This is a genomic window from Candidatus Chlorohelix sp. (assembly GCF_037138995.1).
Taxonomy (GTDB): Bacteria; Chloroflexota; Chloroflexia; order Chloroheliales; family Chloroheliaceae; genus Chlorohelix.
In genome coordinates this window covers 40,545-65,826 of record NZ_JBAXHI010000024.1, presented here as the reverse complement: position 1 = coordinate 65,826, position 25,282 = coordinate 40,545, and the positions used below count along the sequence as shown (strand labels likewise).

The window sequence follows — 25,282 nt, the reverse complement described above, 5'->3', positions numbered from 1 at the left end:
TAAATTTTGCGCCTCTTTTCGGATGAAATGATGCTTAAACTTACTTTTAAAATAAGGGTTTCCTCAAAGCTTTTAATGGATACTACCTTCAGAATGTATCCATTTTTTATGGTATAGTTACTCCGCTAGATATTATAAACAATCAGAAACTAACTTGGAGATAAATAATAATGTTCGAGCGTTGTAGCGGAATATTACTCCATCCTACCTCCCTTCCCGGACCCTACGGTATTGGGGAACTAGGAGAGATGGCTTACAAATTCGTGGATTTTCTGGTCGCTACAGATCAGACCTTATGGCAATTTATGCCGCTCAACCAAACTGGCTACGGCGACTCTCCCTACTATAGTCTTTCGGCGTTTGCCGGAAATCCGTTGCTGATTAATTTAGACAAATTGGCAGAGGAAGGCTTCCTAAAAGCAGAAGACTTGCACAACATGCCAAATTTCCCTGCCGAACGGGTTGACTTCGGTCCGGTTATTGAACGCAAGAAAAAAATCTTGGGAAAATCTTATCGGCATTTCAAAGCAATGGCTTCGACAGTGTTGAAGAAAGAATTGGCGCAGTTTGAAAATGATAATAAAAATTGGCTGCCTGATTTTGCCTTATTCATGGCGTTAAAGGAGCATTTTGGGGGTGGCGTTTGGAATACTTGGGACAGCGATATAGCGAGGCATGAGTTAAGCGCTATTACTAAATGGCAAAAAACGCTGGCGGATGAGATAGGCTACTATATTTACTGCCAGTTCCAGTTTAACCGCCAATGGGTAGCTCTACGCAAATACGCCAACGAAAAAGGTATCCAATTAATCGCAGACATACCCATTTTCGTGGCTTATGATAGCTCGGATGTTTGGGCAAACTCGAATGTATTTTACCTTGATGAAGAACTCAACCCTACCCATGTTGCAGGAGTGCCACCCGATTATTTCAGCGAAACCGGGCAACGTTGGGGTAACCCGCTCTATAATTGGGGGAAACTGAAAGCTACTGGCTACGAGTGGTGGATTGAACGTTTCCGGCAAGCCCTGAAAATGGCAGACATTGTGAGAATAGATCATTTCAGAGGCTTTTACAATTACTGGGCGGTTCCTGCTTCAGAAGAAACTGCTATAAAAGGTGAATGGCGAATGGGACCGGGCGCAGACGTTTTTGATAAGATTCGCGAAACGCTGGGGGATTGTCCGATTGTAGCCGAAGATTTAGGCGAGATGGTTCCAGAAGTTTATGAGTTGCGCGATCAACTTGGTTTGCCCGGCATGAAGATTATCCAGTTCGCCTTCTCAGACGATGCCTTGAATCCCTTTTTACCGCACAACCACACCAAAAATTCGGTGGTTTACACCGGAAGTCATGATAACGATACTTCAATCGGTTGGTACGAAAAAGCCCCACCTGATGAACAGCACCGCGCCAGAATGTACACCAATAGCGATGGTCGCGACATCAACTGGGCATTGATAAAGCTATCGTTCAGTTCGGTTGCAGATATGGCTATTATCCCCTTGCAGGAAGTGCTAGGTTTGGATAGCTCTGGGAGGATGAACTTCCCCGGTCGCCCTGCCGGTAATTGGCAATGGCGCTTTAGCTATGACCAACTTTTACCCGGTATGGCAGAGTACCTGAAAACACTTACCAACCTCTATGGTCGCGACCCTGAGACGATGAGAAAACGCAAGAAGTTGGCGGAGCGCAAATAAGAGAAACCGAAAGCCTGAGATAGCGACAGAGAATTTTATAATTAAATGTCTGGGTAGTCCGTTGGGCTACCCGGTTTTGTTAGCCAGTATAAAACGAATGGTCAGTGAAATGTTAAAAGTTTCGTTAATTGCCACGGTTTACAATGAAGCCAGCAATATAGAAAAGTTGCTGAACAGCCTGCGTGAGCAAACGCGCCGCCCTGATGAAATAATAATCGTGGATGGTGGTTCACAAGATGGCACACCTGCTATAATCAAAAACTGGGCTGAAACAAACCCGGATTTACCCTTGAAACTGATTATAGAACGGGGCGCAAATATATCGCGGGGGCGCAACCTTGCGATTGCCGCCGCCTCACATGAGATTATCGCTGCCACTGATGCGGGTGTACGCTTGCTACCCATCTGGTTGGAAAAGCTGTTACAACCGTTTTACATTAGCCCAAATGCCGTATCTTGCGGCTTTTTCCGCGCCGACCCTACTGCCGATTCTGCTTTTGAAATAGCGATGGGTGCAACTGTATTGCCCACCGCTCGCGATATTAAGCCGGAGAAGTTCTTACCAAGCAGCCGTTCAGTTGCGTTCCCGCGCAACGCATGGGAAAAGATAGGCGGCTACCCGGAATGGCTCGATTATTGCGAAGACCTGATTTTTGATTTGGGCTTGTTAAAAGCGGGCTATCCTTTTGTCTGGCAGCCCGAAGCAGAAGTGCTGTTTCGACCCCGGAGCAATCTAAAAGCCTTTTACATTCAATATTATCGCTATGCACGCGGAGATGGCAAAGCCGATTTATTCCTAAAGCGCCACCTATTGCGCTATGTAATCTATCTGGTAGCTGCCCCGCTAATAATACTAATGGCGAGACGTTGGAAATTATTCTGGCTAGTATTATCATTTGTTGGTGAGGGATATGTCTTTAAGCCGCATCGCCGTTTGATTCTGAATGAAATACAGGGCTGGCAAAAATTGGCTTTACTAAAAAAAATACAGGCACTTTTGTTAGTTCCGCTGATTCGCCTTACCGGAGATGTGGCAAAAATGATCGGCTATCCGGTTGGAGTATTTTGGCGTGTCTGCAAAGAAAGAAAAAAGATAAAATGATTGAATGGATACAAAGTAACAGCAAAAAGTAAAGGGGTAATATGGGAACATACCTGTCTTTATTTCGAGCAATCAACGTGGGAGGAAATGCTCAGGTAAAAATGGCTGCCCTCACGGAAGTACATGAAGCTCTTGGATTGAGCAATATAGCAACTTATCTGCAAACTGGCAACGTTGTATTTGATAGTAAAGAAATCGACCCTCATCAACTCACCGAGCAAATAACAACTGAATTTGAAAAAAGGTTTGGCTTCCATACAGAAGTTATGCTACGAACTCAGGCTGAATTAAAAGAAGTCTTTGCTAACAATCCTTTTATAAACCAACCGGAGAAAGAGACCAAATGGGTAGTGGTAATGTTTTTGTCAGATACACCGGATGAGCAAGCACAGCACAATTTTAGCTCAGCCTTCTCTGGTCTCGAAGAACTCCACCTATCTGGCAAAGAATTATATATCTACTACCCGAATGGTATTGGTACCTCAAAACTTATCAACGCGGTAATCGAAAAAAAGCTAAAAGTGACCGGAACCGGACGAAACTGGAATACTGTAACAAAATTAGCCGAGATAATGCAGCGTTAAACGGGGTTCTCCGGGAAAACCTCGCCATTTACTACCTCGCGCGTACTGGACAATTTGGTCAAGACAAGAGGCGCGGTAAGGATAGAAATCCCCTACGCTTAATTTGCGCCGAGAGTACACAGGTACACAGATAGATTACCCGTTTGCCGGATTTCTGCCCGCTTCGCTTTGTGCCTGCCCCATCTCTTGCAACTTTTCTTCGGCAGTGCGACTGGCTTCATTCAGACTAGGATTGCCTGACCCAAGCGCAGTATTTCCATCCAACCAAAGACGACTAGCCACATGTTTGTCGGATAGTTCGGGACGATTCAGGATTAATTGGTGCATCACCATTTCCAATCGCAGAGGGTCATCCATCATTTCGGAAGGCAGACCATGCCCCGATTGACCCAAGAAATCACGGAAAGAGGTCACAACGCCCTTACGCAAAATATGTTCAAGCTGGGTATCATATAGGATACCACGCGCCTGAACTTCTGCTCCGGCAAGTTGCTTTACCACCGTTATTCTGAGTTTCTTTTCGCCATCGGCAGGCTTACCACAACTAGCCATAACCACTATCTCCGGCGCGAGAGCAGTGCCTCCGCATAAGTCGCGAGGGATTCCTCTAAACCGAGATCGATTAACTTCTTTTTGTCACCCAACCGCAGTGCCGATAATTCCGTTGAAGTAAGGTCATAGTTCGGCAGCAATTCATCAGGCTGGAAAATGACTTTACGGCGAAACACTTCATCGCCCATCGCAATATACACGATTTCTTTAAGAACCCGCAGGCTCATGAGAATATAGTCTCCTTATAGCGTGATTCGATTGAAAATAGATGTGTATCACTTCACAAGCGTGCTAATTATAACATAGTATCACGATATAAATCAGCAATATAAGCAGCCAAATCCTAATAAGGCTTTGACATTAACTATTACTTTAGGCAAACTGGTTATCCCAAACTGTCATTGTATAATTCAGTTGGCTCTCCTTTGGTTTGCTTTAAGCTTCAGAACTCAAATCTTACCAAATCAGAGACTCTTTTGTCCAAACGCATTTTCCTGGCTCGCGACTTGAAATGACTCGACAAACTTGAATAGCTATGCTATAATCATTCGGCTAAGGTTAGGGGAGCAAATTAGCCCCCTGAATTTTTTTTGACTGAATTTGTGATGACAGGAAATCAAAATGGCAAAAAAAGCGGATAGGATTATAATTCATCTCGCCTGTACAAGTTGCAAAGAGCGCAATTATACCACCACCAAGAACAAGCGCAATGACCCTAACCGGCTTGAGCTTAGCAAGTTTTGCAAGCGCGAACGCAAAGTGGTGATTCATCGCGAAACTAAATAAAGGCGAGGAGAACAACGCTTTATGGCAGACAAAAGCTTGCTAGATGACCCATCAATAGAACCACCTTTAGTGCGTTTTGCTAAAGATTCTAAAGAAGAGATGGGCAAGGTAGAGTGGCCCAGTCGCAAGGAAACACGCAACATGACCATCGTGGTTATCGCGCTTTCCGGCGTAATGGCTGCCGTGCTTGGCGCACTCGACTTGATTCTTACGGGATTGTATGGTTTGCTTAGAGGTTTGTTCAACGTCTAGCTTCTTAAATTGAGGTTCACTGAAATGGAAGAGACTCCGCAGGAAGAGCCGGAGATGCAAGAAGAAATACTTGAATCGGCTGAGGAAGCCACGGTAGAAGAGACGGCAGCGCAAAAAGCGCTGGCACCTGTTACAGCCGAACGCCCCTCTCTATCACCCAGCACCGGACACCAAGAAAACATGGGGCGGCGCTGGTATGTGATACACACTTATTCCGGCTATGAAAACAAGGTGAAGCGAGCGCTAGAACGCCGTATTGATTCAATGGATATGCGCGACAAAATCTTTAGGGTTATTGTGCCTACCATTGAAGAAGCCGAAATTAAAAACGGTTCTAGGCATACCGTTCAGCGCAAAGTTTATCCCGGCTATGTTCTGGTAGAAATGGTTATGACCGATGAGTCTTGGTATGTAGTACGCAACACTCAGGGCGTAACCAGCTTCGTTGGCAGCGGCAACAAGCCAACGCCCCTCGGCGAAGATGAGATGCAGTTGATTACGAAGCAGATGGAAGCACAGGCACCTAAAATCAAAACTAGCTTCCAAGTGGGCGAAGCGGTCAAGATTATTGATGGGCCTTTCACTGACTTCACCGGTATGATTGACTCGATTGATAATTCCAAAAGCAAGGTAACCGTGATGGTTAGCATATTCGGGCGAGAAACCCCGTTGACCCTCGATTTCTTGCAAATTGAGAAAATTGTGTAGTTCTGGGGAGATATAAAAAGTGGCTAAAAAGGTTAAAGCAATTGTAAAGTTGCAACTGCCTGCCGGTAAGGCAACTCCTGCACCGCCGGTTGGACCTGCGCTCGGTCAGCACGGTATCAACCTGATGGGCTTCGTTAAAGAATACAACGAACGCACCGCACAGCAGGTAGGGCAGATTATTCCGGTCGAAATTACTGTTTTTGAAGACCGCTCATTTACTTTCATCACCAAAACTCCGCCTGTCGCCGACTTGCTTCGGAAGGCTGCTGGAGTGGATAAAGGTAGCGGCAAACCTAACACCGAAAAAGTGGGTAAAATTACTCGCACTAAGGTTGCGGAAATTGCCAATATCAAGATGAAAGATACCAACGGTACAACTATCGAAGCCGTTGTAAAGCAAGTTGAAGGCACTGCCCGCAGCATGGGCATTACCGTAGTCGATTAAGTTTATAAAGTGGGAGGGCATAGCTGCCCATTAGTACCACAGGAGGTATAGCACCATGGAACATGGCAAGAAATACACCGAAGTTGCCAAGCAGGTAGATGGCAAAAAAACTTACAAGCTGGATGAGGCAATTGCTCTCCTTAAAAAAACCAGTTATGTAAAGTTTGACCCAACCATAGAATTGCACTTCCGGTTAGGCATTGACCCACGCCACGCCGACCAACAGGTCCGCAGCACCGCCGTTCTGCCACATGGCACTGGCAAGCAAGTCCGCATCTTGGTGTTTACTCAGGGCGAAGGTGAAATCCTTGCTCGGCAGGCAGGCGCAGACTTCGTGGGTAGTGATGATTTAATCAAGCAAATCGAAGGTGGCTGGACTGATTTCGACATAGCAGTTGCTACCCCGGAACAAATGGGGAAAGTAGGTAAACTCGGTAAAATACTGGGACGGCGTGGCTTGATGCCCAACCCAAAGAGTGGTACCATTTGCCAACCTAGCGAACTGCCGCGTGTTATTCAAGAAACTCGCCGCGGTAAAGTCGAATTTCGCAACGAGCCAAAAGCAGGTCTAATACACGTTGGAGTCGGCAAGCTCAGCTTCAGTGAGCAACAGATTCGCGAAAACGTGTTGAACTTGATTGAAGGTATAGTGCGCAACAAGCCTTCCGGCGCTAAAGGCATTTACATTAGAAGCATTACTCTTACCAGCACTATGGGTCCTGGCATTCACCTAGAGGTGAACCCGACCTTAGCAGAGGTAGGTAACACTAACTAATTGGGATTACCTTAAAGTATTCCCTAACTATGGAATTTTCTGAGCGTACTTTCGCTCAACCCAAATATATAGTCCTGCCAGAGACAGCCGGCGCAACAGCTTAAAAGCGGCGTTTGCCGTAGCCCGCCGAGGTAAGACGTAAAAGGGAAAAGATACAATCAAATAGTTCAACCGTCCTTACGCCCTTTTTATCGGCGTGCGGTTTACTATGTATGATTGCACCCTTTTGCGACCTGCCCCGGTAGTACCGGTTAGGTAGGAACGCAAAAGGGTTTTTTATTGTCGATTATTGGGCTAAAGCCCGAACAATATAGTCCGAAATCTGTAAGGAAGGAGGTGAATAACGAGTGCCTACACCGAAAAAAGCCGTATTGACAAATGAACTTTCTACCCTATTCGAGAAAAGTACAATTGCGATTTTGACCGAATATCGTGGCATGCGCGTGTCGGAAATTACTAACCTGCGTCGCAAACTGTTGCCCACCGGCACAGAATATCATGTTTCAAAAAACACTCTGTCGCGTCGTGCTGTCAAGGGATTGGGTTGGGAAGGTTTGGATAGCGTCCTGACCGGACCTAGCGCAATTGCTTTTGTTGGAAGCGATCTGGTAAAAGGCGTTAAGGAGTTACTCAATTTCCAGAAAGACTCCAAAGTCTTTAAGATAAAAGTCGGAATTCTGGGTGGCAAAGTTATCGAAGCTGCGAAGTTGGAAGAGCTTACTAAACTACCCACCAAAGAAGTATTAATCGCCCAATTGATGGGCAGCCTGAATGCGCCCGCCAGCAATTTGGTAAGCGTGCTGTCGCAACCGCCCCAGCAACTGGTTAACGCTATGTCCGGTGTCCCGCGCAACTTGGTTAACGTATTGAACCAACGTAAGTTGCAGCTTGAAGAACAAAATTAAGTTGATAGTTAAGCCGGAATTGTCCGGCAAAGTAAATTAAAAGAAGGAGTATGTTAGCACAATGGCTACCGTAAATGAAATTGTAGAGCTTATTGCTCAGTTGAACATTCTGGAAGTAAGTGAACTCGTTAAGCAATTGGAAGATAAATTCGGCGTAACCGCAGCCGCTCCAGTGCAGTTTGCGGCTGCTCCGGCTGCAGCTGCGGCTGCTCCAGTGGAAGCTGCTCCAGTGGAAGCTAAGACCGAATTTGACCTCGTTCTGACCGACATCGGCGCTGAGAAAATCAAGGTTATTAAAGTAGTGCGCGACCTTCGCTCCGACCTCGGCTTGAAAGAAGCCAAAGAACTAGTTGAAGCTGCTCCTAAGGCAATTCTCGAAGCCGTTACCAAAGAAGCCGCTGAAGCCGGTAAAGCCAAGTTGGTTGAAGTTGGCGCTAAGGCAGACGTGAAGTAATTTCGCCTCTTCTGGAATCAAAACCCCCTTACCCCCCTATACAGGTAAGGGGGCTTTGCTTTTTTATAAAGCTACTAAAATCAGCATTGAAAAAAGTAAAATAGCCTCACTCCATTGAAATAGTTCCAAGCGATTACGTACCTGTTTAAGGCTAGTTTCCACCTCTTCTTTAGTTGGCAACATATGAATATGATCCATTGCTACCATCAACGAAGGAATTGACCCATTTGCCATCATCCATTGGGGCATCAGCTTGGACAACCTATCCCAAGCAGGACTTGCCAGAAATAAGCCATTTACAAATAGCAATAAATAAACCAGAAACTCTCCGGCTTCTATCGTAATATTGCCAGAACTTATGACAAGCTCCAGCGTTTCGCTCAAAACTAACACCACAGAACCTAAATGTAATAAAACTTCATAACGCTTAATAAGGCGGCTTACACCTAGCGCTTGCGAGGGAGAAATGGAAAGAATAGACCAGACTGTGTTAACCGCTATAATTGATCCAATCGCACCACCCGCCAGCGCCAGAAATCCGGTATAGTGCAGAAAAATAGCAAAACTGTGCATAATGGTGGCTCAAAAAAACTTTCTTTAGAAATCCAATAAAATAATATCAACATCAATTCCATATTATATTAAGGAAATAAATTTAAAGAAATATATATAGGACTAATGGCTAGAATTATGATGAAAAAGCTTGAAATAAAAAACAAGGGGTTTAAATCCCTTGCCTGAAATCGTCTCCATTGCAAGCACCGTTTAAAACTTAGTGGTTCTCATTCTTGATATCGCGTTTCGCCAAATGCTTGCTGTAATTTTCCACATAAGCTACAAGCCGCGTCTCAAGCGCCTTCAATTCTCTAGAGCCTAACACTTGAATTGCTGTTTCAAGGTCATCACTTTCAGCCAAATACATAATTTGAGGACCTTCACCGGCTATCTTCAGCCAACCGTCAGTCACACTCATATCGAGTTTTCCCAGCAAGGGGAGAAATTCGTTTGAGATAAAGTCTTTATATTCCCGCTCTTTTTCCGAACGGATATCCCACAAGAAAAACAACGTACTCATCGCACAAACTCCCCTTATCTGCTACTACCTAATAACAAATTTCGTATCAGGATTTGATAATAATTATAATGACAAGTAGAAAGAAAGCAAGTGGATTTCTATTTGATATTTTGCGTCCGCTAAAGGGGCATGCTATAATCCCCATAAATGATAAGGGATAATGCGGTTGTGTTAAGTAAATTCCGCTCCTCTCTTGCTACCCTATTATAGAGGTTCTTAATAAAGCGATAAATATCTACCGTGATTTGCGGATGATTTTCAGATACAATCTCCTCGTTTCAATGTGGAAGTTTGATTTATACCTCGCTAACTACCTGATACGCGCTTGTCGCGTCCGATGCCCGGCGGTTCTGGGCAACTGTTTTGTATATAATCCAGGAGGAGCATTTAATCAATGCGAAATTTCAGAAAGTTAGGGTTACTTGTAGCTTTTATAACGCTACTAAGCGTTTTATTAGTTGCTTGTGGTGACAATACCGCTACTCCGGTACCGGCAACAACTGCCGCTGCGACTAAAGCTGCGACTACTGTCGCTGGCACTACTGCTGCTGGCAAAAAGCTCAAAGTAGGACTGGTAACAGATGTCGGTCGTGTAAATGACAAGAGCTTCAATGAATCTGCATGGAACGGTGTGTTGCAGGCTCAGAAAGAGCTTGGTTACGATGTTAAATACGTCGAAACCACCGATACCAAAGATTATGCTAAAAACATCAAAACTTTCGTAGATGACAAGTATGATGTTATCGTAACCGTAGGCTTCCTTATCGGCGATGCTACCATCGAAGCTGCCAAAGCCAACCCAACCATCAAATTCATCGGCGTTGACCAAGGGCAAGATGCGAAAAACCCGATTGCCAACCTTGCCGGACTCATCTTCGATGAGGACAAAGCGGGCTTCTTAATCGGCGCATTGGCGGCAGGCGTAAGCAAGAGCGGCAAACTCGGCGCGGTACTAGGTACCAAATCTGTTCCTCCCGTCTTCAAGTTTGGCGAAGGCTATAAAAACGGCGCCGCTTACCTCTGGGCAAATAACCCCAAACTAGTCAAAGCCGGCAAAGCACCTGAAGTAACTCTGACCTACCACCCAGACGGCGACAATGCTTTCAGTGACCCGGTATGGGGTTCACAACAGGCTGCCGCTCTCATCTCTGCCGGTAACGATGTTCTCTTCGGCGGCGGAGGCAACACCGGCAACGGCGCAGTTGAAAGCGCAGCCGATAAAGGCATTTACGCAATCGGTGTTGATACCGACCAGTATTACACCCTGCCGAAAGCTGCATCACGCTTGATTTCTAGCGCTACCAAACTCATCACCCCCGGTGTATTCGGCTTGCTGAAAGCCGTCGGTGATGGAAGCTTCAAGGGCGGAAACAACGTTGGACCTGTTGGGCTTGCTCCTTTCCACGACTTGGAAAAGGATGTTCCTCAAGAACTGAAAGATGCGCTCACTGCCATTGACAAAGGTCTTAAGGATGGTTCCATCAAAACGAATGTGGTAGTCAGCTAAGCTGATTTTCTCTTCATTTTTGAATTGGGAGGGCGGTTTAATAGCCGCCTTCCACAGAATACCCCTCACATTTTGCTGGAGAAAGAATGGCTTCACCTGCCGTAGCGTTTGAAACCGAAAAAAGAAATATCCTGGCAAAAATATTCCGCCAATTATTTATCCCACTGCTGGGCATAATAACCGCTCTGATTGTAGGAGCGTTAATTATCTTTATATCGGGTTTCAGCCCGTTACAGGCTTACGGTGGTTTGTGGAAAGGCTCATTTGGCGACCTAGAAGCAATAAACGGTACGCTCGCCACCGCGACCCCGTATATGTTCACTGCATTGGCAGTAGTCTTTGCCTTTCGCGCAGGGCTGTTTAACATTGGAGCGGAAGGGCAAATAAAAATCGGGGCGATTTCCGCCGCTTGGGTTGGAATAAACGTTGGTGGCTTACCCAGTTTTCTTGCCATCCCTCTCACGCTGGCGGGCGGATGCCTTGGCGGAGCGTTATGGGGCGCAATACCGGGCGCACTCAAAGCTTGGTCAGGAGCGCATGAAGTAATTACCACCATTATGCTAAATTATATCGCCACCTTCATTACCTCTTGGCTAGTAGGCGCAGACGGACCCATGAAAGCCCCCGCTCGCATGAGCCAGAGCGACCAAATCGGCGAGAACGCCCGTATCGGCACTATCGTGGCAGGGCAACCGCTACACTGGGGTCTGGTAATCGGTGTCACAATGGCGTTAACGGTCTGGTTTATTCTCTACAAAACACCGCTCGGCTTGGAAATACGCACGGTAGGCGCAAACCCAAGCGCGGCACGCTATGCGGGTATCAATCTGAAATTTATACTGCTGGCTACAATGGCAATCGCCGGGATGTTAGCGGGTATGGCAGGCTCGCTTGAAGTAATGAGTAGCCCCGGTTTCCGCTACCGCTATAATGCCGCCTTGGGTTCGGGCTACGGCTTTGACAGCATCGCCATTGCGCTACTTGCCAAAAACAACCCATTGGCAGTAATTGCCGCTGTAATTCTCTTTGGTGCGCTCAAGCAGGGCGCAAGCCAAATGCAATTTGACACAGTCGCGGCAGATGGGCGACAGTTACCCGGCGACCTGATTTTAATGATACAAGCGTTGGTAATTCTCTTTGTAGCCGCCGATCAGGTATTGCGTTGGTTGTACCGAATCAAAGCTCAGAGTGGTGAGAGCGTAGTATTAACACGCGGTTGGGGTAAGGCAGATTAGAAGATGGCACAAACAGCCCTGAAAATTGGCAATAATTTAAAAGTGTCGCGCTGGTTACGCAAATACACCATCTGGATAGCGCTGGCAGCGGTTGTTCCGGCTGTGTTTATCTGGCGTTCGGCGGTGGGACAACAGCCCGTAATTGACACATTTTCGGTAATCATTTTCACACTGGCATTTTCCACTCCCATAACGCTTGGCGCATTGAGCGGCACTTTCTCCGAACGTAGCGGCGTGGTGAACATTGCGATTGAAGGCATGATGCTTTCAGGCGCATATTTCGGCGCACTTTTTACTAAAATAACCGGAGAAATTTGGATTGGCTTTATTGGGGCGATTCTTGTAGGTGGCTTACTGGCATTATTTCACGGGGCGCTCTCAATCTATTTCAGAGTAGATCAAATCATCAGCGGCACGGTAATCAATATTTTCGCCTTTGGTTTGACGAGCTTTCTTCACAGCCTTACAAAAAAAACGGCAGATGCTACCCCTTCAAAGCTCCCTGCTATCAGTTTTAAGGTGGAAAACACTTCTTTCACGCTAGGGTTTGTCACAATCCTTGGCATAGTTGCCATCTTTGTCGGGCATTATGTGCTGTTCAAAACGCGCTGGGGCTTGCGTACCAGAGCGGTAGGCGAAAATCCTAAAGCCGCCGATACTGCCGGAGTAAACGTTTTTAAAGTACGCTACATAAACGTGGTAATTAGCGGCATGTTGGCAGGTACGGCAGGGACATATTTCTCGCTACAGGTGCTAGGCGGTTTCACCGAAGGTATGACGGTAGGCACAGGCTTTATCGCTCTGGCTGCCATGATTTTCGGCAATTGGAATCCGCTAAACGCTTGGGGAGCAGCATTGATTTTCGGCTTGTGTATCACCGCTGATAGCATGTTGCAAAGTTGGTACGGTAACATTACATGGCTACATACCATCACACAGGCTATTCCCTACGTAGTTACAATTGTGGTAGTAGCAGGAGTTATCGGCAGAAGTCGCCCACCAGCATCAGTTGGCGTGCCGTACACTAAGCAATAGAGCCGTCCTCACCTGTGGGTGCGTCATAATCCCCGATAACAGAGTCAGGCTCTTCGCCCGATTCTATGCGAGACATGGCTTCGTCAAATTCGGGTCCGATGTCCTCTCCCGCTTGTTGGGCAAGCTGTCGGGCAATATGCGCCACGCTTTGAGGGTCCTCCCCATCTACCCCTGCCAACATGTGGTCAATTTCGTAAAGCTCGTTACCTTCGTTGCTACTCCCGCGCCTGACCGCAAAACGTGAAAACATGCGCGATAAGGCTTTATTGCCGCATTTTGGACAAGCCAAATCGGCATTCTCACTAGTTTCAGGGGCGGCAGCAATCGAACGGAAAAACAAATTCGATTTAGACTTACAGACTCCACAGCGGTATTCATAAATAGGCATAGATTTACATCCTCTTAATAAAAAACTTGACAAATTTAACATTAAACTATAACATAATAATACAACTAATTAATAATTTCTAAATTCCAGATAATGTAAAATCCAATGCATAAGATTCTAATAGTTGAAGACGATTCAATTATTCAAGACCTTGTAAACGCCACGCTTGGCGGTGACAATCGTTATACCCTTCTACAGGCATATGATGGACATACAGGTTTGGAAATTGCCAAAAAAGAAAGCCCAATTCTGATTCTCCTCGACCTCGATTTGCCTCGCCTTAACGGGTTAAATATCTGCCGCACATTAAAGTCCCATCCAGATTACGCCCATATCTATATTCTGATACTTTCTGCTATGACTCAAGAGAATGATATAAAAGCCGGATTAGATGCCGGCGCTAATGACTATTTTATTAAACCCTTCAGCCCGCTTGCTCTTCTACACCGTGTGGACGATATTCTCGATGGCAAATCAAATTGACACTAGTCTTTTCAGTAAGATAAAATTCTCCCAGCTAAAATAATACCACACAGGGGTTTGGAGGATTATTCCCAATCATGACAAGTAAAAAAATGAAACAGCCTAACCTATTCACCCTGCTTGAGCAGGTGCCGGGTCAGGTCTGGATGACGCTGGCAATGCTAAGTTTCGCTGCCGGTAATGTGTACGACCAAGCCGCTACCCAAAATATCAACCGACCCGGCGCATTAGCTGCCGCTACCATTCAAACGATACCTATAATAATCTATGCCTTAGCAGTTTACTTGATAGTAATCAGGCGACGGCGCAGCAACACAGCACATGTCGAGACCACTGAGGTTAAGCAGTATCGGGGGCAAGGGCGTTGGCTTTTTATGCTGGCGGGCGTTTTTACCCAAATCGGCACTGCCGCCTTTTTTCAAGCGTTGATTGTCAGCGGCTTTCAAGGCTTGAACATCACCCTCCCCTTCGTCCAAACTTGGGAACTAATCGCCATTATTATGGGCGTGGTATTTTTAAAGGAGAAAGCCACCCGCTATATCTACGCCGGAATGATAATAATGGTTATCGGGTTGGCGGGCGTGGCAATTGCTACCCATTCGCAAGAAAACCCCTTTCTGTCTAAAGATTGGTGGTGGGCTATTCCTTTCGGCTTGGGCGCAGCATTTTGCTGGGCAAGCGCGGCAATCTTGGCTAGAGGAGGCATGAATCGGGGCGTATCAGCGTTCGGCGGATTGGCGTTACAATATTTTGCAGGCGCAATTGGGGCGTTTCTCCTGATGTGCGTGCTAGGCAACGGCAAGTTCGAGCTACTCACTTTCAATGAAATTGGACAGCAGTTTACCTTGAGCGAACAAGTGTGGCTTTACCTACTGGGTGGCGCAATAATCAACGGGATTCTGGCAACCGGCTTCTTAACCTTTGCCTTGCGAGTTGCGCCTGCCTACAAGGTGCTACCTATCAACGCGGTGTATCCAGCGCTGGCGGTATTACTGAGTTGGTTGGCGCTAGGCGACCGCAATCGCCCCGATTTGTGGGCGTTTCTCTCATTGCTGGTAGTGGCAGCAGGTCTAATCTTCACACAGGTTGGTCCGATAATCCTTCCGGCAAGAGCAAGACCGGGCATAGCCAGAAAATAGCTTCGCCCGTTTGCATATAGGCTTATATTATAAGCAATACTTTCGCCCAGAACAGAAAAATGAACCTAAATTTAGACAAGGGGCTTAAACCCCTTGCCTGTCCTGTAGTCACAACTAGTATTAATGCACTTGGAGTATAGAAAATATGAGTGCAACCGAATTGACAATGGACGAAATTGTCCAAGAAGCGGTGGATAACAAAGTGTGGGCATTGGTAGGCGCAAGTTCCAACCCCAACAAGTACGGCAATGTTATCCTGCACAATATGACGAACGCAGGTTATACCATCTACCCCATCAACCCCCGCGCTACCCAAATTGACGGCATTACTTGTTACCCAAATCTTTCGGCATTGCCCGAAAAACCGACAGTGGTAGATTTTGTCTTACCCGCCAAACTTTCGCTACCCTTTCTGGAGGAAGCGGCAAGGTTGGGTATCAGAACGGTCTGGTTTCAGCCCGGCGCAGAATCGATGGAAAACATCGCCTATGCAAAAGAACTAGGCTTACAGGTAGTCTATAACGCCTGCTGCATGGTAGCAAAAGGGCGGAGGCATTGGCGTTAATCAAACCAATTGCTACCAGTAAGCTGAAGTCCGGCAGTTTCTGTTCGGTTAAGGAACTAAAAGCAGGGTTGGCGAAACCTTTCAAATGGTTCTTAAGTCTGTTGCTTTTGGCGCAACCAAATCGGAAAATCATTTACCAGCTTACTGACATAATTCTTACTGGTTTGGTCAACAAATTCCTGTAGCATTCTTTGTCCTGCTGACTCAAGAATAATTGGCGGTAGCAGTTTGAACATATCAATCTGGCTAGAATCAAATCCAAGATTTACTTGGCTGATAATACGGGTATCGCCGTTCTCTTTCGGCATTATATCAATGTTAGCTCCGAAAGTGCCTACAATATAACCATGTGGCAAAGCATCAATCAATGCGGTTGGTTTAAAAAATGAAATTGTGCGATTCGCTGAATCTATTCTAATTTCAACATCCACCACCACGTTCATCTTAAAAGCTAATACAGGCATACTGCAAAACAGCCGTGCTTGTCCGCTATTCTTACGTACTTGTATGCGGCTAATATTTGGTATATTGACCAGTAACATTTTTATATCGCTTAGGTATTCAAAGATATAATCGGCTTTCGCATTTATGGTATAAGCATGTTTAACCTCGCTTCTTACCAAAAATTTGTTTGCATCGGGAGAAGACATAGCTTATGTGTCCTTCCTAGTTAGGACTAAAAAGTGAGATTTATTATGTTTTTAAGAATCCAATTGATAAACTTTTGGTTATTTTGCCAAAACCAATTCTAGGGTTTTGAGATTGCGAGCAACTGCCTTCCAGCCAATTTTGTTGCTATCCAAAATAGCCTTGAGTATCTCAAATCCCTGACCTTCCTTACTCCATCTTGCTTAATAAAACTACGGGTAACAATGCTTTTAGGTTTTCTACAACGCCATTTATTAAACTAACTGTAGTTTATATAGGTTATTTTGCTTATTTTTAGTATAGCATAACGCCTCAACAAAGTAAATTAATTATATACTACCTGCATATAAACGATTAAAAATATATCTATATGCAATTATAGAATTTAAAAATGCAGAATTTTCAACTCATAAAGAATTGCATGAGATATTATAAGTAGCTTTGTAGGAATAGAATGGTGTTTGCTAAAGGATATAAAAAAGGTAGCTTGATAAATGCTACCTTCTCACATTGGGATTCTAAATAGGGGATTAAAGGGACAAGTAACCGCCAAAGCTTAGTGCCGCCAAAAGAGGTATCACGGTGATTAAGCCGTTCCCGGTTAGAAGATATTTCTTGTATTGGCTATGGTTGGGAGTGGCATAAAGATCGCGCTGTGCCTTGAACTGTACCAACAGAGCAACCACCTGTAAGATACCAATCCAGAGATGCCCAGTTGCAATCAAGTAAATGGCAAAGAAAAGCTGTGAGACATCAATGAAAGCATAAGAGATTTTTAGAGCATTATGTACTCCGTAATTTACCGGCAAAGTACGTAAGCCCAGCTTTCTATCACCCTCAATGCTCTTGATATCGTTCAAAATCAATAATCCAGTAGAAACAAAAACGTTTACAAGCGCCGTAATTAGCACTTCCCCTTTGAATGGACCAAAAATGAGCAGTCCTGAGAGCCAAGTCATCAAGGTATAGCCAAACCCGACAGAAAGTGGTCCAATCAAACCATTACGTTTGAACTCTACCGGTGGCATGCTATAAAACACGCCTAACAGCAACCCTAGTATGGTCATTATTATTAATATCGGACCACTTTTACTTGTAATAGCCAAAACTATTGAGAGTAAGATTGCAAGAATCGCGGCTAGGCTGAAATTCAGGATAGCTCCTCGCAAAGTAACCAACCCTGCCGGTATCGGTCTAGTTGGTTCGTTTATTGCATCAACATCGCGGTCAAAGAAATCGTTGATTGACTGGCTAAATCCGATTAAAAGTGGACCTACCAGTACCAGACCAGCAAAAGCCAACCAGAAAGTTTTCCAGTCCCAGAGCATAGCGCCACTAGCAAGAGCACCACTGATAAATCCTTGCGGACCCGAAACCCAAGTAACAGGGTCGAGAAGGTCAATATGCCCACGAAGAGTAGAGCGGACGTTCTGCGGCAAAATAGTTTGCGCCCGGCTATTCTTAGAGAGAGATTCTGATTGTCTCATCTTTACTTTAAATCCTATCTGATACTTTTTACTAAGATTTATCTTGATACTACGAATATCATACGGATATTCATATTTTGGAATAACCTTTGAGGCATAAATTTGAGCAACTCCTAGACCAGTTTACAATTATAAACTCACCTAAAAATTGCCATGTATAGAGTGAGACCAATGCTTTACATTATAACATATTGTCCAATTTTGCGAAGTAGGCTGAAATATACAAAAAGACAATTAAATATTACTAAGTGTTATGTTAAACTTTGTCTTACGCATGTGCTATGCTGAAATACGATTCTAGTTCTTATGCTAAGTGTAGTTGTAGTAATATGTGGGTGTAAAAACCTTATTTGCAGCTTGAAATTCACTTGCAAATATAGTTAGACAAAGGTAATATCGTTAAAAAAGGATCGTAAATGTAATTTTATGAGGTTGATAAGTAACATTTATACCCATAAAAGGTGTCTAGTGGTTGTATTTTGAGTTAGCTGAAGTTGATTGTAGGTTACGTATGGAAAGATATTCTCCTTCTCAAAGTATTCTAGTAGTAGAAGATAGCGATGAAGATTATGAGGCTATTTTATGGGCTTTTAAAAAGCTTGCAGCGCCTCAAATTGTTCGTCGTTGTGAAGATGGGGATGATGCGCTGGATTATCTGCACAAACATGGTAAGTATTCTCATGAGCTAGACCCTAGCCTAATCCTTCTCGACCTGAACCTACCCGGTACTGATGGCAGAGAAGTGTTACAACAAATAAAGCAAGACCCCAAACTCAAGATGTTGCCAGTGGTGGTGCTGACCTCTTCTTCTAATCCTCAAGATATTGATCGCTGCTATATAGAAGGGGCAAATAGTTATTTACACAAACCCGTTAATCTGGAGGGCTTTGTTAAATCTCTTAAGGTTGTGTTGGATTATTGGTTTGGGGCAATGGAACGGGTGTTTGAAGGGTACAAGAATTACCGAGTAGAACAACAACCAGCCTTTACTGATCCTATGTTAATAGAATTGCACTCCAGAATATCGAAATTCTTCTTGCGCTCCGAAACTCGCGCACAGGTGCTTGCTTATATTAAGGCGTTACTGAGCGATGCCAAACGCAAGAATTGCTGGCAGTTGGCATCGCAAGCGGGCGATAGCAACCCTGCCAAGATGCAGCGTTTGCTAAGCCATGCCCAATGGGATGCTGAATTGGTGAGAGACCAATTACGTGATTATATGGTTGAGCGGTTGGGACATCCCAATTCCGTTTTGGTCATTGATGAAGTCTGCTTTCCAAAGAAAGGTATTAAATCTGCTGGTGTGGCACGTCAGCTAAGTTTTCAAACAGATACTATTGAAAATTGTCAAAAAGGGGTTTTCCTTATATATAACAGCCCCTTGGGTAATGTTATTCTCGACCGCGAACTTTATCTGCCTCAAGAATGGATTAGCGATATCCAACAGCGCAGTTATGCTATGATTCCTGAAAATACGGTACACCATAGCAGACCTGAATTTGCGCTCCGCATGCTCGAAAGAACCGTTTCGGCAGGAGTACCTTTCCGTTGGGTTGCCGGTAATATAATTTACGGCAATGATAAAATTCTGCGTCAATGGCTGGGAGAGAAATCTATACCATTCCTCTTCGAAATAAATCCTGAAATAATGGAGTTGACTAGTGTTCCGCTGGAAATTACTGCTAATGGTATGGATAATTACCTTTCTTCCCTAAATTCTTCAACTTGGACACAGCTTAACTACAAGCAAAAGTTCTTTGGCTATGATTATTACGATTGGAACCTTATAAAAGTTGAAGGGCTACAAAAAAATAATGGCTGGTGTTACTGGATGTTAATTCGGCGCAAAGCCGAAACGCCCAATGAATACCGCTATTATCTGGTATTTGCTCCATCCTCTACTACTCTGGCTGATATGGTTCAAGTTGAGGGACAATATCGGCTCAATGAGAAAATCTGGAAGTTGGCTAAAAGCGAGGTGGGATTGGATCAATACGAGGTAAGATATTGGCACGGTTGGTATCGGCATATTACCCTGGCGATGGCAGCATACGTTTATTATGTATCCACTAACAGCTAAAATTGTAGAGCTAACTCAAAACATTTGAATAGAAGAAACGTTATATGGATAATGAACCTAGCCTAGAATCATTAATAACAAGTGATAATGTTGACCTGACAAATTGTGATAGAGAACCGATACATATACCGGGCAATATCCAACCTCATGGTGTGCTACTGGTACTTAAAGAGCCTGAATTAACTATTATACAAATCAGTAGTAATAGTTACCAACATCTTGGACTTCACCCTACTGAATTGTTGAACAAACCTATAAGCGTTATTCTCAAAAAAAACCAACTTAACTATCTACAAGCCAGCTTGAAGCGGGAGAATTACGAGAATAATCCCCTTTATATTTTTACTCTTAAGGTGCAGGGTCAAGTTTTCGATAGCCTGGTACACCGCATTCATGGCGTACTGGTTTTAGAACTAGAACCTTCTAAGTTTGTGAAAGCGGGTAATTCCCCTGATTTATACAACCACGTCAAATCTATGTTTTCTAGTTTATCCAGCAATATGACTGTACGCGAATTCTGTCAGGTAGTGACCGAACATGTTCAAAATCTTACTGGATTTGACCGCGTGGTAGTGTATAAGTTTGATGATGAAGGGCGCGGGGAAGTTTTGGCAGAATCTATTGGCGAGGGTATAAGCTCCTTTCTAGGCTTGCACTATCCTGCCTCGGATATTCCTAAACAAGCCAGAGCGCTTTATATGCTGAATTGGCTGCGCCTGATATGTAATGTTGATTATACGCCCGCGCCCTTAACCCCAATCTTGAATCCAGTAACTGCTAAGCCGCTTGATATGAGCTATTCAGTATTGCGTAGCGTTTCACCGATTCACATTGAATATTTGAAGAATATGGGCGTAAAAGCCTCGATGTCCATTTCTTTAATTCAAAATAATCACTTGTGGGGCTTAATTGCCTGCCATCATGAGTCGCCAAAATTTGTACCTTACGAACTGCGAACCGCTTGTGAATTAATGGGGCAAATTATCTCTCTCCAACTCTCTACCAGAGAGGAAAATGAGGATTTTGAATACAGGCTTCAAATTAAAGAGGTACACGCCCGACTAATTGAGCAGTTATCAATGCAAGAGAATTATATAGATAGGTTGCTTAATTATAATCCAAACTTATCCAATCTTATTAATGCAGGTGGGGTAGCGGTTTGCCTTGATGGCTCTATTTCTAAATTGGGAGAAACTCCCGATAATGCTCAAATTGCCAAATTAGTTAATTGGCTTTCTGATAGTGTTACCGATGATATTTTTTCTTCTAATTGTCTGTCTAAAGAATATTCGGAAGCGCAAAAATTTAAAGATATTTCAAGTGGCTTATTGTCAGTTGCTATTGTACGTTCACAGAAACATTTTATTTTGTGGTTTCGCCCAGAGATTATTCAAACGGTAAATTGGGGTGGTAATCCCAACAAACCAATGGAAATATCTGACGATGGAGAGCGTTTGTTGCCGCGCAAATCTTTCGAATTGTGGAAAGAAACTGTCCAACTAACTTCTCAGCCTTGGCTTGACTGTGAAATAAATGCAGCACGCGAACTAAAAGATGCTATTGTAAATATTATTTTACTGCGACAAGCCAATGAACTGGCACGACTCAATCGCGATTTAGAGCAAAGTAATATCGAACTGGATGCTTTTTCCTATATTGCCTCACATGACTTAAAAGAACCCTTGCGAGGTATGCATAATTATTCCAATATTTTGCTCGCGGATTACGCTAACCAAATTGATCAGGACGGTAAGGATAAACTAAAAACACTAGCGCGTCTTACCCAGCGCATGGAAGGGCTTCTAGATTCTTTGTTGTATTTTTCAAGAGTGGGAAGGATAGATTTCTCAGTAAGTGTTATAAATCTGGATGAAGTAGTACACCAAACATTGGATATACTGAGTGCGCGATTGGAACAGGATAAAGTCGAAGTGCGGTTGCCGCGTCCTCTGCCTATAATCAAATGCGATAAAGTAAGATTGGGCGAAGTATATAATAACCTAATAAGCAATGCTATCAAATATAATAACAAGCTGAAAAAATGGATTGAAATCGGTTATTTTGCGCCCGGTGAGCAAACCAATTCAAACCAAAAACTAGCCGATTACGATAATTCTTATATATTCTACGTAAAAGATAACGGTATTGGCATACGCGCAAAACACTTAGAATCTATTTTTCAGATTTTCAAGCGACTGCATGCTAGAGATCAATTTGGCGGTGGAACAGGCGCGGGGCTTACAATTACCAAGAAAATTATTGAGCGGCATGGAGGTGAAATTTGGGCAGAATCAGAATTTGGTGAAGGCAGTACCTTTTATTTCACTTTGCATTCAAGGAAATTAAAGTAATCACATGTACACTGACGAAGTGATACCTACACATCATTCAATATTATTGATTGAGGATAGCGAGGAGGATTACCAGACAATTCTATGGGTTTTTAAGAAACTAGCGGTTTCTTATCCGGTTTATCGGGTCGTAGATGGCGAGGAAGCGTTGGATTTTCTCAATCACAATGGCAAATATAGTTCCCAACCGCGATTACCTCCTCCTTCAATTATCTTGCTTGACTTAAATTTACCGGGTACTGACGGACGCGATATTCTTTATTCACTCAAACAAGATGAAAAACTCAAATTAATCCCGGTAATAGTTCTGACTACCACCAACAGCCCAAAAGACGTAGAGACCTGCTACAGAAACGGCGCAAATAGTTATATCCTGAAGCCAGTAAATCTTGAAAGGTTTCTACAAATGTTGAAAATATTGCTCGAATATTGGTTTGAAACAACAATTTTACTGGGCGATTTTGTCATATAAGGTGTTTTGCAAGCAGACATTCATATAAAAGAAAAGCGAGCGGTTTTTCCGCTCACTGATGTGCTTTGAAAGCTACTGCTGCGATATTTCTTGTCTTACCTGCTCAACACCACACGCATAGTGCGGAGAACATTTACTTTTATTGCCATACATTAAAATTTACTAATATATTTTAGGATTCGTATAGAGATTTTGTAAGTCAGGATTATCTTTATCTTTATATAGGGGATTTCCTTACAAAGTGATTGTTTTAACGAATGATACTTATTTTATCTCCTGCACTGATACCTCTTACAATCTCAGTTTCCGTCCCACTAGTTATTCCAATTTCTACTGGCGTTTTCTCGATGCTTCCATCAGGTTTGATTAAATTCACATATTTTCTGAGACCAATAGACTCTAGACCTCGCAATGGAACCAGCAAAACGTCATTCTTGCTAAGGCTTGTGATAGTAACGGTAGCTGCCATTCCAATCCGGATTTTAATATCAGGCTTTTGGTTGAAAGAAATTATTGAAGAATAACTGGAAGAACCTTGTCGCTGTGTAGAAAGAGACGCAATGCTTGAAACTTTGCCATCAAAGGCTTTACCGGAAAAAGCATCCAGATTTATCACTACAGGCTGTCCAATTTCTGCATTTGGAACGTCTAATTCGTCTATATCGGCGCGTATCTGCAAGGCGTTTAAATCAGAAAACTGAATGAGCGCACCGCTTAGTGATTCCCCTTCCTGTGCATTAACCATTAATACAGTGCCGTCAAAAGGGGCATAGAGACGCGCCGCTTCCAATGCTTGCCGAGCAGTCGCAACCTGAAGCTCTGTCAGTTCTACTTGCCGGGCAGCAGCATAACCACCTGAATAGGATTGTGGCTCTGGCGTAGGAGCGGGAGTGAGAGTTGGCGTATTGCTGGCACGCTCTTGCGCTGCGCTCAGGTTGAAACGGGCTATATCACGTTCTCCTTCGGCGCGTGCCAAATTTCTTTCCAGATTTGTGGTATCCAGTTCTGCCAATAACGTGCCAACAGGCACAGTGTCACCGGGCTTCACGTAAATCTTGCGGATTACTTCCAAACTACGAAAAGAAAGTTGTTGAGAACGAGAGGATTCTACCCGCCCGGTAGCGCGAACGGTAGCAGTAATTGTACCGCTGCGAACTGTATAGATAGTGGTTGAAGCGCCTTTTGGTTGAGCAACGGTAAAATATACTACTACGCCAAGCAGGCTTAGCAAAACTGCTATTACCAGAACCGGAATCAGATAACGCCTCATCTAGCCTCAAGTGTATGGTCGTATATGGCTTTTACCTTGCCGTAAACAATATCGGCGGTGTAGTGTTCTAGCGTTTTCTTTCTTCCTGCCGCCGCCAACTTTGCGGATAAACCAGTATCTTCCAGTAAGGCTAAAATGCTGTGTGCTATCGCCGGTATATCTCCAAACTCCTCCAGCAACCCATCTTCTTGATGGCTTACCAGACCGGGAACGCCCCCTGCTGCTGCGCCCACCACCGGCTTGCCATTTAGCCATGCTTCCAGATAAACTATTCCAAAGCTATCGGTACGGCTTGGCATAGCAAAAACATCACCCGCTGCAAACAAGTCGCGCTTTTCTTCTGGGGAAATAAAGCCTAATACTTTGGTGCGAGCTTTATCTTCAGCGGGTAATTCATCATAAAACTTCTGGAAATGGCTCATCACCGGACCAGCAATAACCAGTGTGGCTTCGGTTTTCTTTTCCTTCCAGAGCAATTGCATTGCTTGTACCAAATGCACCGTTCCCTTGTCAAAGGCAGCAGTACCCTGATAAAAAACAATGGGCGTTTCAATGTTATGCTTTTGCCGGAATGCTTGACCATTACCGCCCAGTATGGTGGATGGTTCTATCCCCGGTCCTACAATATGCACCTTTTCGCCCGGTACACCAAGACTAACCACATAATCACGTTCAAGGAAAGTCATAGTAATTACCGCATCAGCTTGATTCATCCAGTGCATTTGGTGTCGCATGGTGTAATATTTGCGAACCTGCGGGTTTTTTGGCTCTCCTAAATGCACATGCGGCGTAAACACAAAAGCCGCCCCGGTGCGCTTCACATTTTGCCATGAATCGTAAATTATACTGTCGAAGGGCGCGTTTACGGCATGCACAAGGTCATAATTAGCTTGCCGGAGGGCATGACCGAGCGATGGTATCAAAGGAGTCATTCGGCAGGCTTGTTGCAACAATGGGACGGCGACACCAGAAGGTATCGGCGACGCGCTCAACATTGTAAGCAGCCTACGCCAAACCGGAAAAAATAGGGGTGATATAACTGGCACTCTTCGCACCTTGAAACGTTCAACTTCCACACCATTGATTACTTCGTGGGAAGGTCGCCCAATGGTACGCTTGCCGCTGCTCCAGAAGTGTTCAAGGTCCCAAGCATCGGTGGTATAAATAGAAACCGCTGCGCCGGGTTCGCGCTCCACCAAACGCTCAACGATTTGCTGGATGTAAACTTCTGAGCCGCCAATAAAGGGGTAATAGCGCGGAAGTACATGCAGATAACGCAACCTG

At 44.4% G+C, this 25,282-nt stretch carries 28 protein-coding genes and 1 other annotated feature; of the genes, 19 read left to right on the top strand and 9 right to left on the bottom strand.

The window, feature by feature from the left end; all coding sequences use genetic code 11:
* The first annotated feature begins 170 nt into the window (after nucleotides 1-170).
* From malQ to WCK19_RS11975, 3 genes are all read left to right on the top strand, one after another.
* A complete protein-coding gene (gene malQ, locus WCK19_RS11985) occupies nucleotides 171-1,700 on the top strand; it encodes a 4-alpha-glucanotransferase (protein WP_342397621.1) in 1,530 nt (509 codons plus the stop codon).
* 61 nt (nucleotides 1,701-1,761) lie between these two features.
* A complete protein-coding gene (locus WCK19_RS11980) occupies nucleotides 1,762-2,802 on the top strand; it encodes a glycosyltransferase (protein ID WP_342397620.1) in 1,041 nt (346 codons plus the stop codon).
* Between the two features lie 41 nt (nucleotides 2,803-2,843).
* Nucleotides 2,844-3,386, top strand: a complete 543-nt coding sequence (locus WCK19_RS11975) for a DUF1697 domain-containing protein (protein WP_342397619.1) — start codon at nucleotides 2,844-2,846, stop codon at nucleotides 3,384-3,386.
* Between the two features lie 135 nt (nucleotides 3,387-3,521).
* Here WCK19_RS11975 and WCK19_RS11970 read toward each other — a convergent pair whose 3' ends face one another.
* Both WCK19_RS11970 and WCK19_RS11965 read right to left on the bottom strand, forming a co-directional pair.
* Nucleotides 3,522-3,938 carry a hypothetical protein gene (locus tag WCK19_RS11970; protein WP_342397618.1) on the bottom strand — a complete coding sequence of 139 codons (417 nt, stop codon included), beginning with the start codon at nucleotides 3,936-3,938 and terminating at the stop codon, nucleotides 3,522-3,524.
* Nucleotides 3,939-3,943: 5 nt separating this feature from the next.
* The gene (locus WCK19_RS11965) at nucleotides 3,944-4,165 is read right to left on the bottom strand and encodes a hypothetical protein (RefSeq protein WP_342397617.1); all 222 of its coding nucleotides are present in this window, start codon (nucleotides 4,163-4,165) and stop codon (nucleotides 3,944-3,946) included.
* A gap of 394 nt (nucleotides 4,166-4,559) precedes the next feature.
* Between WCK19_RS11965 and rpmG the strand changes: the two genes are divergently transcribed.
* The 7 genes from rpmG (at nucleotide 4,560) to rplL (ending at nucleotide 8,263) form a co-directional block, all read left to right on the top strand.
* Nucleotides 4,560-4,724 carry a 50S ribosomal protein L33 gene (gene rpmG / locus WCK19_RS11960; RefSeq protein WP_342397616.1) on the top strand — a complete coding sequence of 55 codons (165 nt, stop codon included), beginning with the start codon at nucleotides 4,560-4,562 and terminating at the stop codon, nucleotides 4,722-4,724.
* A gap of 21 nt (nucleotides 4,725-4,745) precedes the next feature.
* The gene (secE, locus tag WCK19_RS11955) at nucleotides 4,746-4,976 is read left to right on the top strand and encodes a preprotein translocase subunit SecE (RefSeq protein WP_342397615.1); all 231 of its coding nucleotides are present in this window, start codon (nucleotides 4,746-4,748) and stop codon (nucleotides 4,974-4,976) included.
* 180 nt (nucleotides 4,977-5,156) lie between these two features.
* A complete protein-coding gene (nusG, locus tag WCK19_RS11950) occupies nucleotides 5,157-5,684 on the top strand; it encodes a transcription termination/antitermination protein NusG (protein ID WP_341471843.1) in 528 nt (175 codons plus the stop codon).
* Nucleotides 5,685-5,703: 19 nt separating this feature from the next.
* Nucleotides 5,704-6,129 (top strand): 50S ribosomal protein L11, encoded by a 426-nt coding sequence (gene rplK, locus WCK19_RS11945; protein WP_342397614.1) that lies wholly within the window; start codon nucleotides 5,704-5,706, stop codon nucleotides 6,127-6,129.
* Nucleotides 6,130-6,184: 55 nt separating this feature from the next.
* Nucleotides 6,185-6,904, top strand: a complete 720-nt coding sequence (rplA, locus tag WCK19_RS11940) for a 50S ribosomal protein L1 (protein WP_342397613.1) — start codon at nucleotides 6,185-6,187, stop codon at nucleotides 6,902-6,904.
* 59 nt (nucleotides 6,905-6,963) lie between these two features.
* Nucleotides 6,964-7,191 (top strand) — a sequence feature (ribosomal protein L10 leader region).
* A gap of 60 nt (nucleotides 7,192-7,251) precedes the next feature.
* Nucleotides 7,252-7,809: a 50S ribosomal protein L10 gene (gene rplJ / locus WCK19_RS11935; RefSeq protein WP_342397612.1), complete on the top strand. Its 558-nt coding sequence runs from the start codon at nucleotides 7,252-7,254 to the stop codon at nucleotides 7,807-7,809.
* Between the two features lie 61 nt (nucleotides 7,810-7,870).
* The gene (rplL, locus tag WCK19_RS11930) at nucleotides 7,871-8,263 is read left to right on the top strand and encodes a 50S ribosomal protein L7/L12 (RefSeq protein WP_342397611.1); all 393 of its coding nucleotides are present in this window, start codon (nucleotides 7,871-7,873) and stop codon (nucleotides 8,261-8,263) included.
* A gap of 63 nt (nucleotides 8,264-8,326) precedes the next feature.
* Here rplL and WCK19_RS11925 read toward each other — a convergent pair whose 3' ends face one another.
* Nucleotides 8,327-8,836, bottom strand: a complete 510-nt coding sequence (locus tag WCK19_RS11925) for a hypothetical protein (RefSeq protein ID WP_342397610.1) — start codon at nucleotides 8,834-8,836, stop codon at nucleotides 8,327-8,329.
* Between the two features lie 199 nt (nucleotides 8,837-9,035).
* The gene (locus tag WCK19_RS11920; protein WP_342397609.1) at nucleotides 9,036-9,338 is read right to left on the bottom strand and encodes a hypothetical protein; all 303 of its coding nucleotides are present in this window, start codon (nucleotides 9,336-9,338) and stop codon (nucleotides 9,036-9,038) included.
* A 394-nt stretch (nucleotides 9,339-9,732) separates the two neighbouring features.
* On the opposite strand from WCK19_RS11920, the gene WCK19_RS11915 reads away from it, so the two are divergent.
* The 3 genes from WCK19_RS11915 to WCK19_RS11905 all read left to right on the top strand — a co-directional run bounded on the left by WCK19_RS11915 (nucleotide 9,733) and on the right by WCK19_RS11905 (nucleotide 13,115).
* On the top strand, nucleotides 9,733-10,845 hold the full coding sequence (locus WCK19_RS11915; RefSeq protein WP_342397608.1) for a BMP family ABC transporter substrate-binding protein: 1,113 nt from the start codon (nucleotides 9,733-9,735) through the stop codon (nucleotides 10,843-10,845).
* 86 nt (nucleotides 10,846-10,931) lie between these two features.
* Nucleotides 10,932-12,080, top strand: coding sequence for an ABC transporter permease (locus WCK19_RS11910; protein ID WP_342397607.1), 1,149 nt, complete (start codon nucleotides 10,932-10,934; stop codon nucleotides 12,078-12,080).
* A gap of 3 nt (nucleotides 12,081-12,083) precedes the next feature.
* Nucleotides 12,084-13,115, top strand: a complete 1,032-nt coding sequence (locus WCK19_RS11905; RefSeq protein ID WP_342397606.1) for an ABC transporter permease — start codon at nucleotides 12,084-12,086, stop codon at nucleotides 13,113-13,115.
* Here the strand turns inward: WCK19_RS11905 and WCK19_RS11900 are convergent.
* Entirely contained in the window at nucleotides 13,105-13,503 is a 399-nt protein-coding gene (locus tag WCK19_RS11900) for a zinc ribbon domain-containing protein (protein WP_342397605.1), read from the bottom strand. The genes WCK19_RS11905 and WCK19_RS11900 overlap by 11 nt on opposite strands.
* A 105-nt stretch (nucleotides 13,504-13,608) precedes the next feature.
* On the opposite strand from WCK19_RS11900, the gene WCK19_RS11895 reads away from it, so the two are divergent.
* The 3 genes from WCK19_RS11895 to WCK19_RS11885 all read left to right on the top strand — a co-directional run bounded on the left by WCK19_RS11895 (nucleotide 13,609) and on the right by WCK19_RS11885 (nucleotide 15,690).
* Nucleotides 13,609-13,986, top strand: coding sequence for a response regulator (locus tag WCK19_RS11895; protein ID WP_342397604.1), 378 nt, complete (start codon nucleotides 13,609-13,611; stop codon nucleotides 13,984-13,986).
* 77 nt (nucleotides 13,987-14,063) lie between these two features.
* Nucleotides 14,064-15,125 (top strand): DMT family transporter, encoded by a 1,062-nt coding sequence (locus WCK19_RS11890; protein ID WP_342397603.1) that lies wholly within the window; start codon nucleotides 14,064-14,066, stop codon nucleotides 15,123-15,125.
* Between the two features lie 145 nt (nucleotides 15,126-15,270).
* Complete coding sequence (locus WCK19_RS11885; protein ID WP_342397602.1) at nucleotides 15,271-15,690, top strand: CoA-binding protein; 420 nt, start codon at nucleotides 15,271-15,273, stop codon at nucleotides 15,688-15,690.
* Between the two features lie 92 nt (nucleotides 15,691-15,782).
* Here the strand turns inward: WCK19_RS11885 and WCK19_RS11880 are convergent, their stop codons facing one another.
* Together WCK19_RS11880 and bchG are read right to left on the bottom strand one after the other, a co-directional pair.
* A complete protein-coding gene (locus WCK19_RS11880; protein ID WP_342397601.1) occupies nucleotides 15,783-16,340 on the bottom strand; it encodes a DUF1997 domain-containing protein in 558 nt (185 codons plus the stop codon).
* Nucleotides 16,341-16,868: 528 nt separating this feature from the next.
* Entirely contained in the window at nucleotides 16,869-17,825 is a 957-nt protein-coding gene (gene bchG / locus WCK19_RS11875) for a (bacterio)chlorophyll synthase (RefSeq protein WP_342397600.1), read from the bottom strand.
* Nucleotides 17,826-18,336: 511 nt separating this feature from the next.
* Here bchG and WCK19_RS11870 point away from each other — a divergent pair.
* From WCK19_RS11870 to WCK19_RS11860, 3 genes are read left to right on the top strand one after another with little or no spacing between them, the layout of a single operon-like run.
* The gene (locus tag WCK19_RS11870) at nucleotides 18,337-19,905 is read left to right on the top strand and encodes an IS701 family transposase (protein WP_342397599.1); all 1,569 of its coding nucleotides are present in this window, start codon (nucleotides 18,337-18,339) and stop codon (nucleotides 19,903-19,905) included.
* 44 nt (nucleotides 19,906-19,949) lie between these two features.
* Nucleotides 19,950-22,256, top strand: coding sequence for an ATP-binding protein (locus tag WCK19_RS11865; RefSeq protein WP_342397598.1), 2,307 nt, complete (start codon nucleotides 19,950-19,952; stop codon nucleotides 22,254-22,256).
* Between the two features lie 4 nt (nucleotides 22,257-22,260).
* Nucleotides 22,261-22,728 carry a response regulator gene (locus WCK19_RS11860; RefSeq protein ID WP_342397597.1) on the top strand — a complete coding sequence of 156 codons (468 nt, stop codon included), beginning with the start codon at nucleotides 22,261-22,263 and terminating at the stop codon, nucleotides 22,726-22,728.
* Nucleotides 22,729-22,978: 250 nt separating this feature from the next.
* Here WCK19_RS11860 and WCK19_RS11855 read toward each other — a convergent pair whose 3' ends face one another.
* Entirely contained in the window at nucleotides 22,979-23,998 is a 1,020-nt protein-coding gene (locus tag WCK19_RS11855; protein ID WP_342397596.1) for an efflux RND transporter periplasmic adaptor subunit, read from the bottom strand.
* The gene (locus WCK19_RS11850) at nucleotides 23,995-25,278 is read right to left on the bottom strand and encodes a glycosyltransferase family 4 protein (protein WP_342397595.1); all 1,284 of its coding nucleotides are present in this window, start codon (nucleotides 25,276-25,278) and stop codon (nucleotides 23,995-23,997) included. Before WCK19_RS11850 ends, WCK19_RS11855 begins: the two co-directional genes overlap by 4 nt.
* Nucleotides 25,279-25,282: the final 4 nt, after the last annotated feature.

Coding starts and splice junctions, on each gene's coding strand:
- WCK19_RS11900 (WP_342397605.1), bottom strand. CDS start 13,503: ATGCCTATTTATGAATACCGCTGTGGAGTCTGTAAGTCTAAATCGAAT.
- WCK19_RS11870 (WP_342397599.1), top strand. CDS start 18,337: ATGGAAAGATATTCTCCTTCTCAAAGTATTCTAGTAGTAGAAGATAGC.
- WCK19_RS11915 (WP_342397608.1), top strand. CDS start 9,733: ATGCGAAATTTCAGAAAGTTAGGGTTACTTGTAGCTTTTATAACGCTA.
- WCK19_RS11865 (WP_342397598.1), top strand. CDS start 19,950: ATGGATAATGAACCTAGCCTAGAATCATTAATAACAAGTGATAATGTT.
- bchG (WP_342397600.1), bottom strand. CDS start 17,825: ATGAGACAATCAGAATCTCTCTCTAAGAATAGCCGGGCGCAAACTATT.
- nusG (WP_341471843.1), top strand. CDS start 5,157: ATGGGGCGGCGCTGGTATGTGATACACACTTATTCCGGCTATGAAAAC.
- WCK19_RS11920 (WP_342397609.1), bottom strand. CDS start 9,338: ATGAGTACGTTGTTTTTCTTGTGGGATATCCGTTCGGAAAAAGAGCGG.
- WCK19_RS11855 (WP_342397596.1), bottom strand. CDS start 23,998: ATGAGGCGTTATCTGATTCCGGTTCTGGTAATAGCAGTTTTGCTAAGC.
- WCK19_RS11905 (WP_342397606.1), top strand. CDS start 12,084: ATGGCACAAACAGCCCTGAAAATTGGCAATAATTTAAAAGTGTCGCGC.
- rplA (WP_342397613.1), top strand. CDS start 6,185: ATGGAACATGGCAAGAAATACACCGAAGTTGCCAAGCAGGTAGATGGC.
- WCK19_RS11895 (WP_342397604.1), top strand. CDS start 13,609: ATGCATAAGATTCTAATAGTTGAAGACGATTCAATTATTCAAGACCTT.
- rplL (WP_342397611.1), top strand. CDS start 7,871: ATGGCTACCGTAAATGAAATTGTAGAGCTTATTGCTCAGTTGAACATT.
- WCK19_RS11885 (WP_342397602.1), top strand. CDS start 15,271: ATGAGTGCAACCGAATTGACAATGGACGAAATTGTCCAAGAAGCGGTG.
- WCK19_RS11860 (WP_342397597.1), top strand. CDS start 22,261: ATGTACACTGACGAAGTGATACCTACACATCATTCAATATTATTGATT.
- WCK19_RS11925 (WP_342397610.1), bottom strand. CDS start 8,836: ATGCACAGTTTTGCTATTTTTCTGCACTATACCGGATTTCTGGCGCTG.
- WCK19_RS11890 (WP_342397603.1), top strand. CDS start 14,064: ATGACAAGTAAAAAAATGAAACAGCCTAACCTATTCACCCTGCTTGAG.
- WCK19_RS11975 (WP_342397619.1), top strand. CDS start 2,844: ATGGGAACATACCTGTCTTTATTTCGAGCAATCAACGTGGGAGGAAAT.
- WCK19_RS11965 (WP_342397617.1), bottom strand. CDS start 4,165: ATGAGCCTGCGGGTTCTTAAAGAAATCGTGTATATTGCGATGGGCGAT.
- WCK19_RS11970 (WP_342397618.1), bottom strand. CDS start 3,938: ATGGCTAGTTGTGGTAAGCCTGCCGATGGCGAAAAGAAACTCAGAATA.
- rpmG (WP_342397616.1), top strand. CDS start 4,560: ATGGCAAAAAAAGCGGATAGGATTATAATTCATCTCGCCTGTACAAGT.
- WCK19_RS11880 (WP_342397601.1), bottom strand. CDS start 16,340: ATGTCTTCTCCCGATGCAAACAAATTTTTGGTAAGAAGCGAGGTTAAA.
- malQ (WP_342397621.1), top strand. CDS start 171: ATGTTCGAGCGTTGTAGCGGAATATTACTCCATCCTACCTCCCTTCCC.
- WCK19_RS11910 (WP_342397607.1), top strand. CDS start 10,932: ATGGCTTCACCTGCCGTAGCGTTTGAAACCGAAAAAAGAAATATCCTG.
- secE (WP_342397615.1), top strand. CDS start 4,746: ATGGCAGACAAAAGCTTGCTAGATGACCCATCAATAGAACCACCTTTA.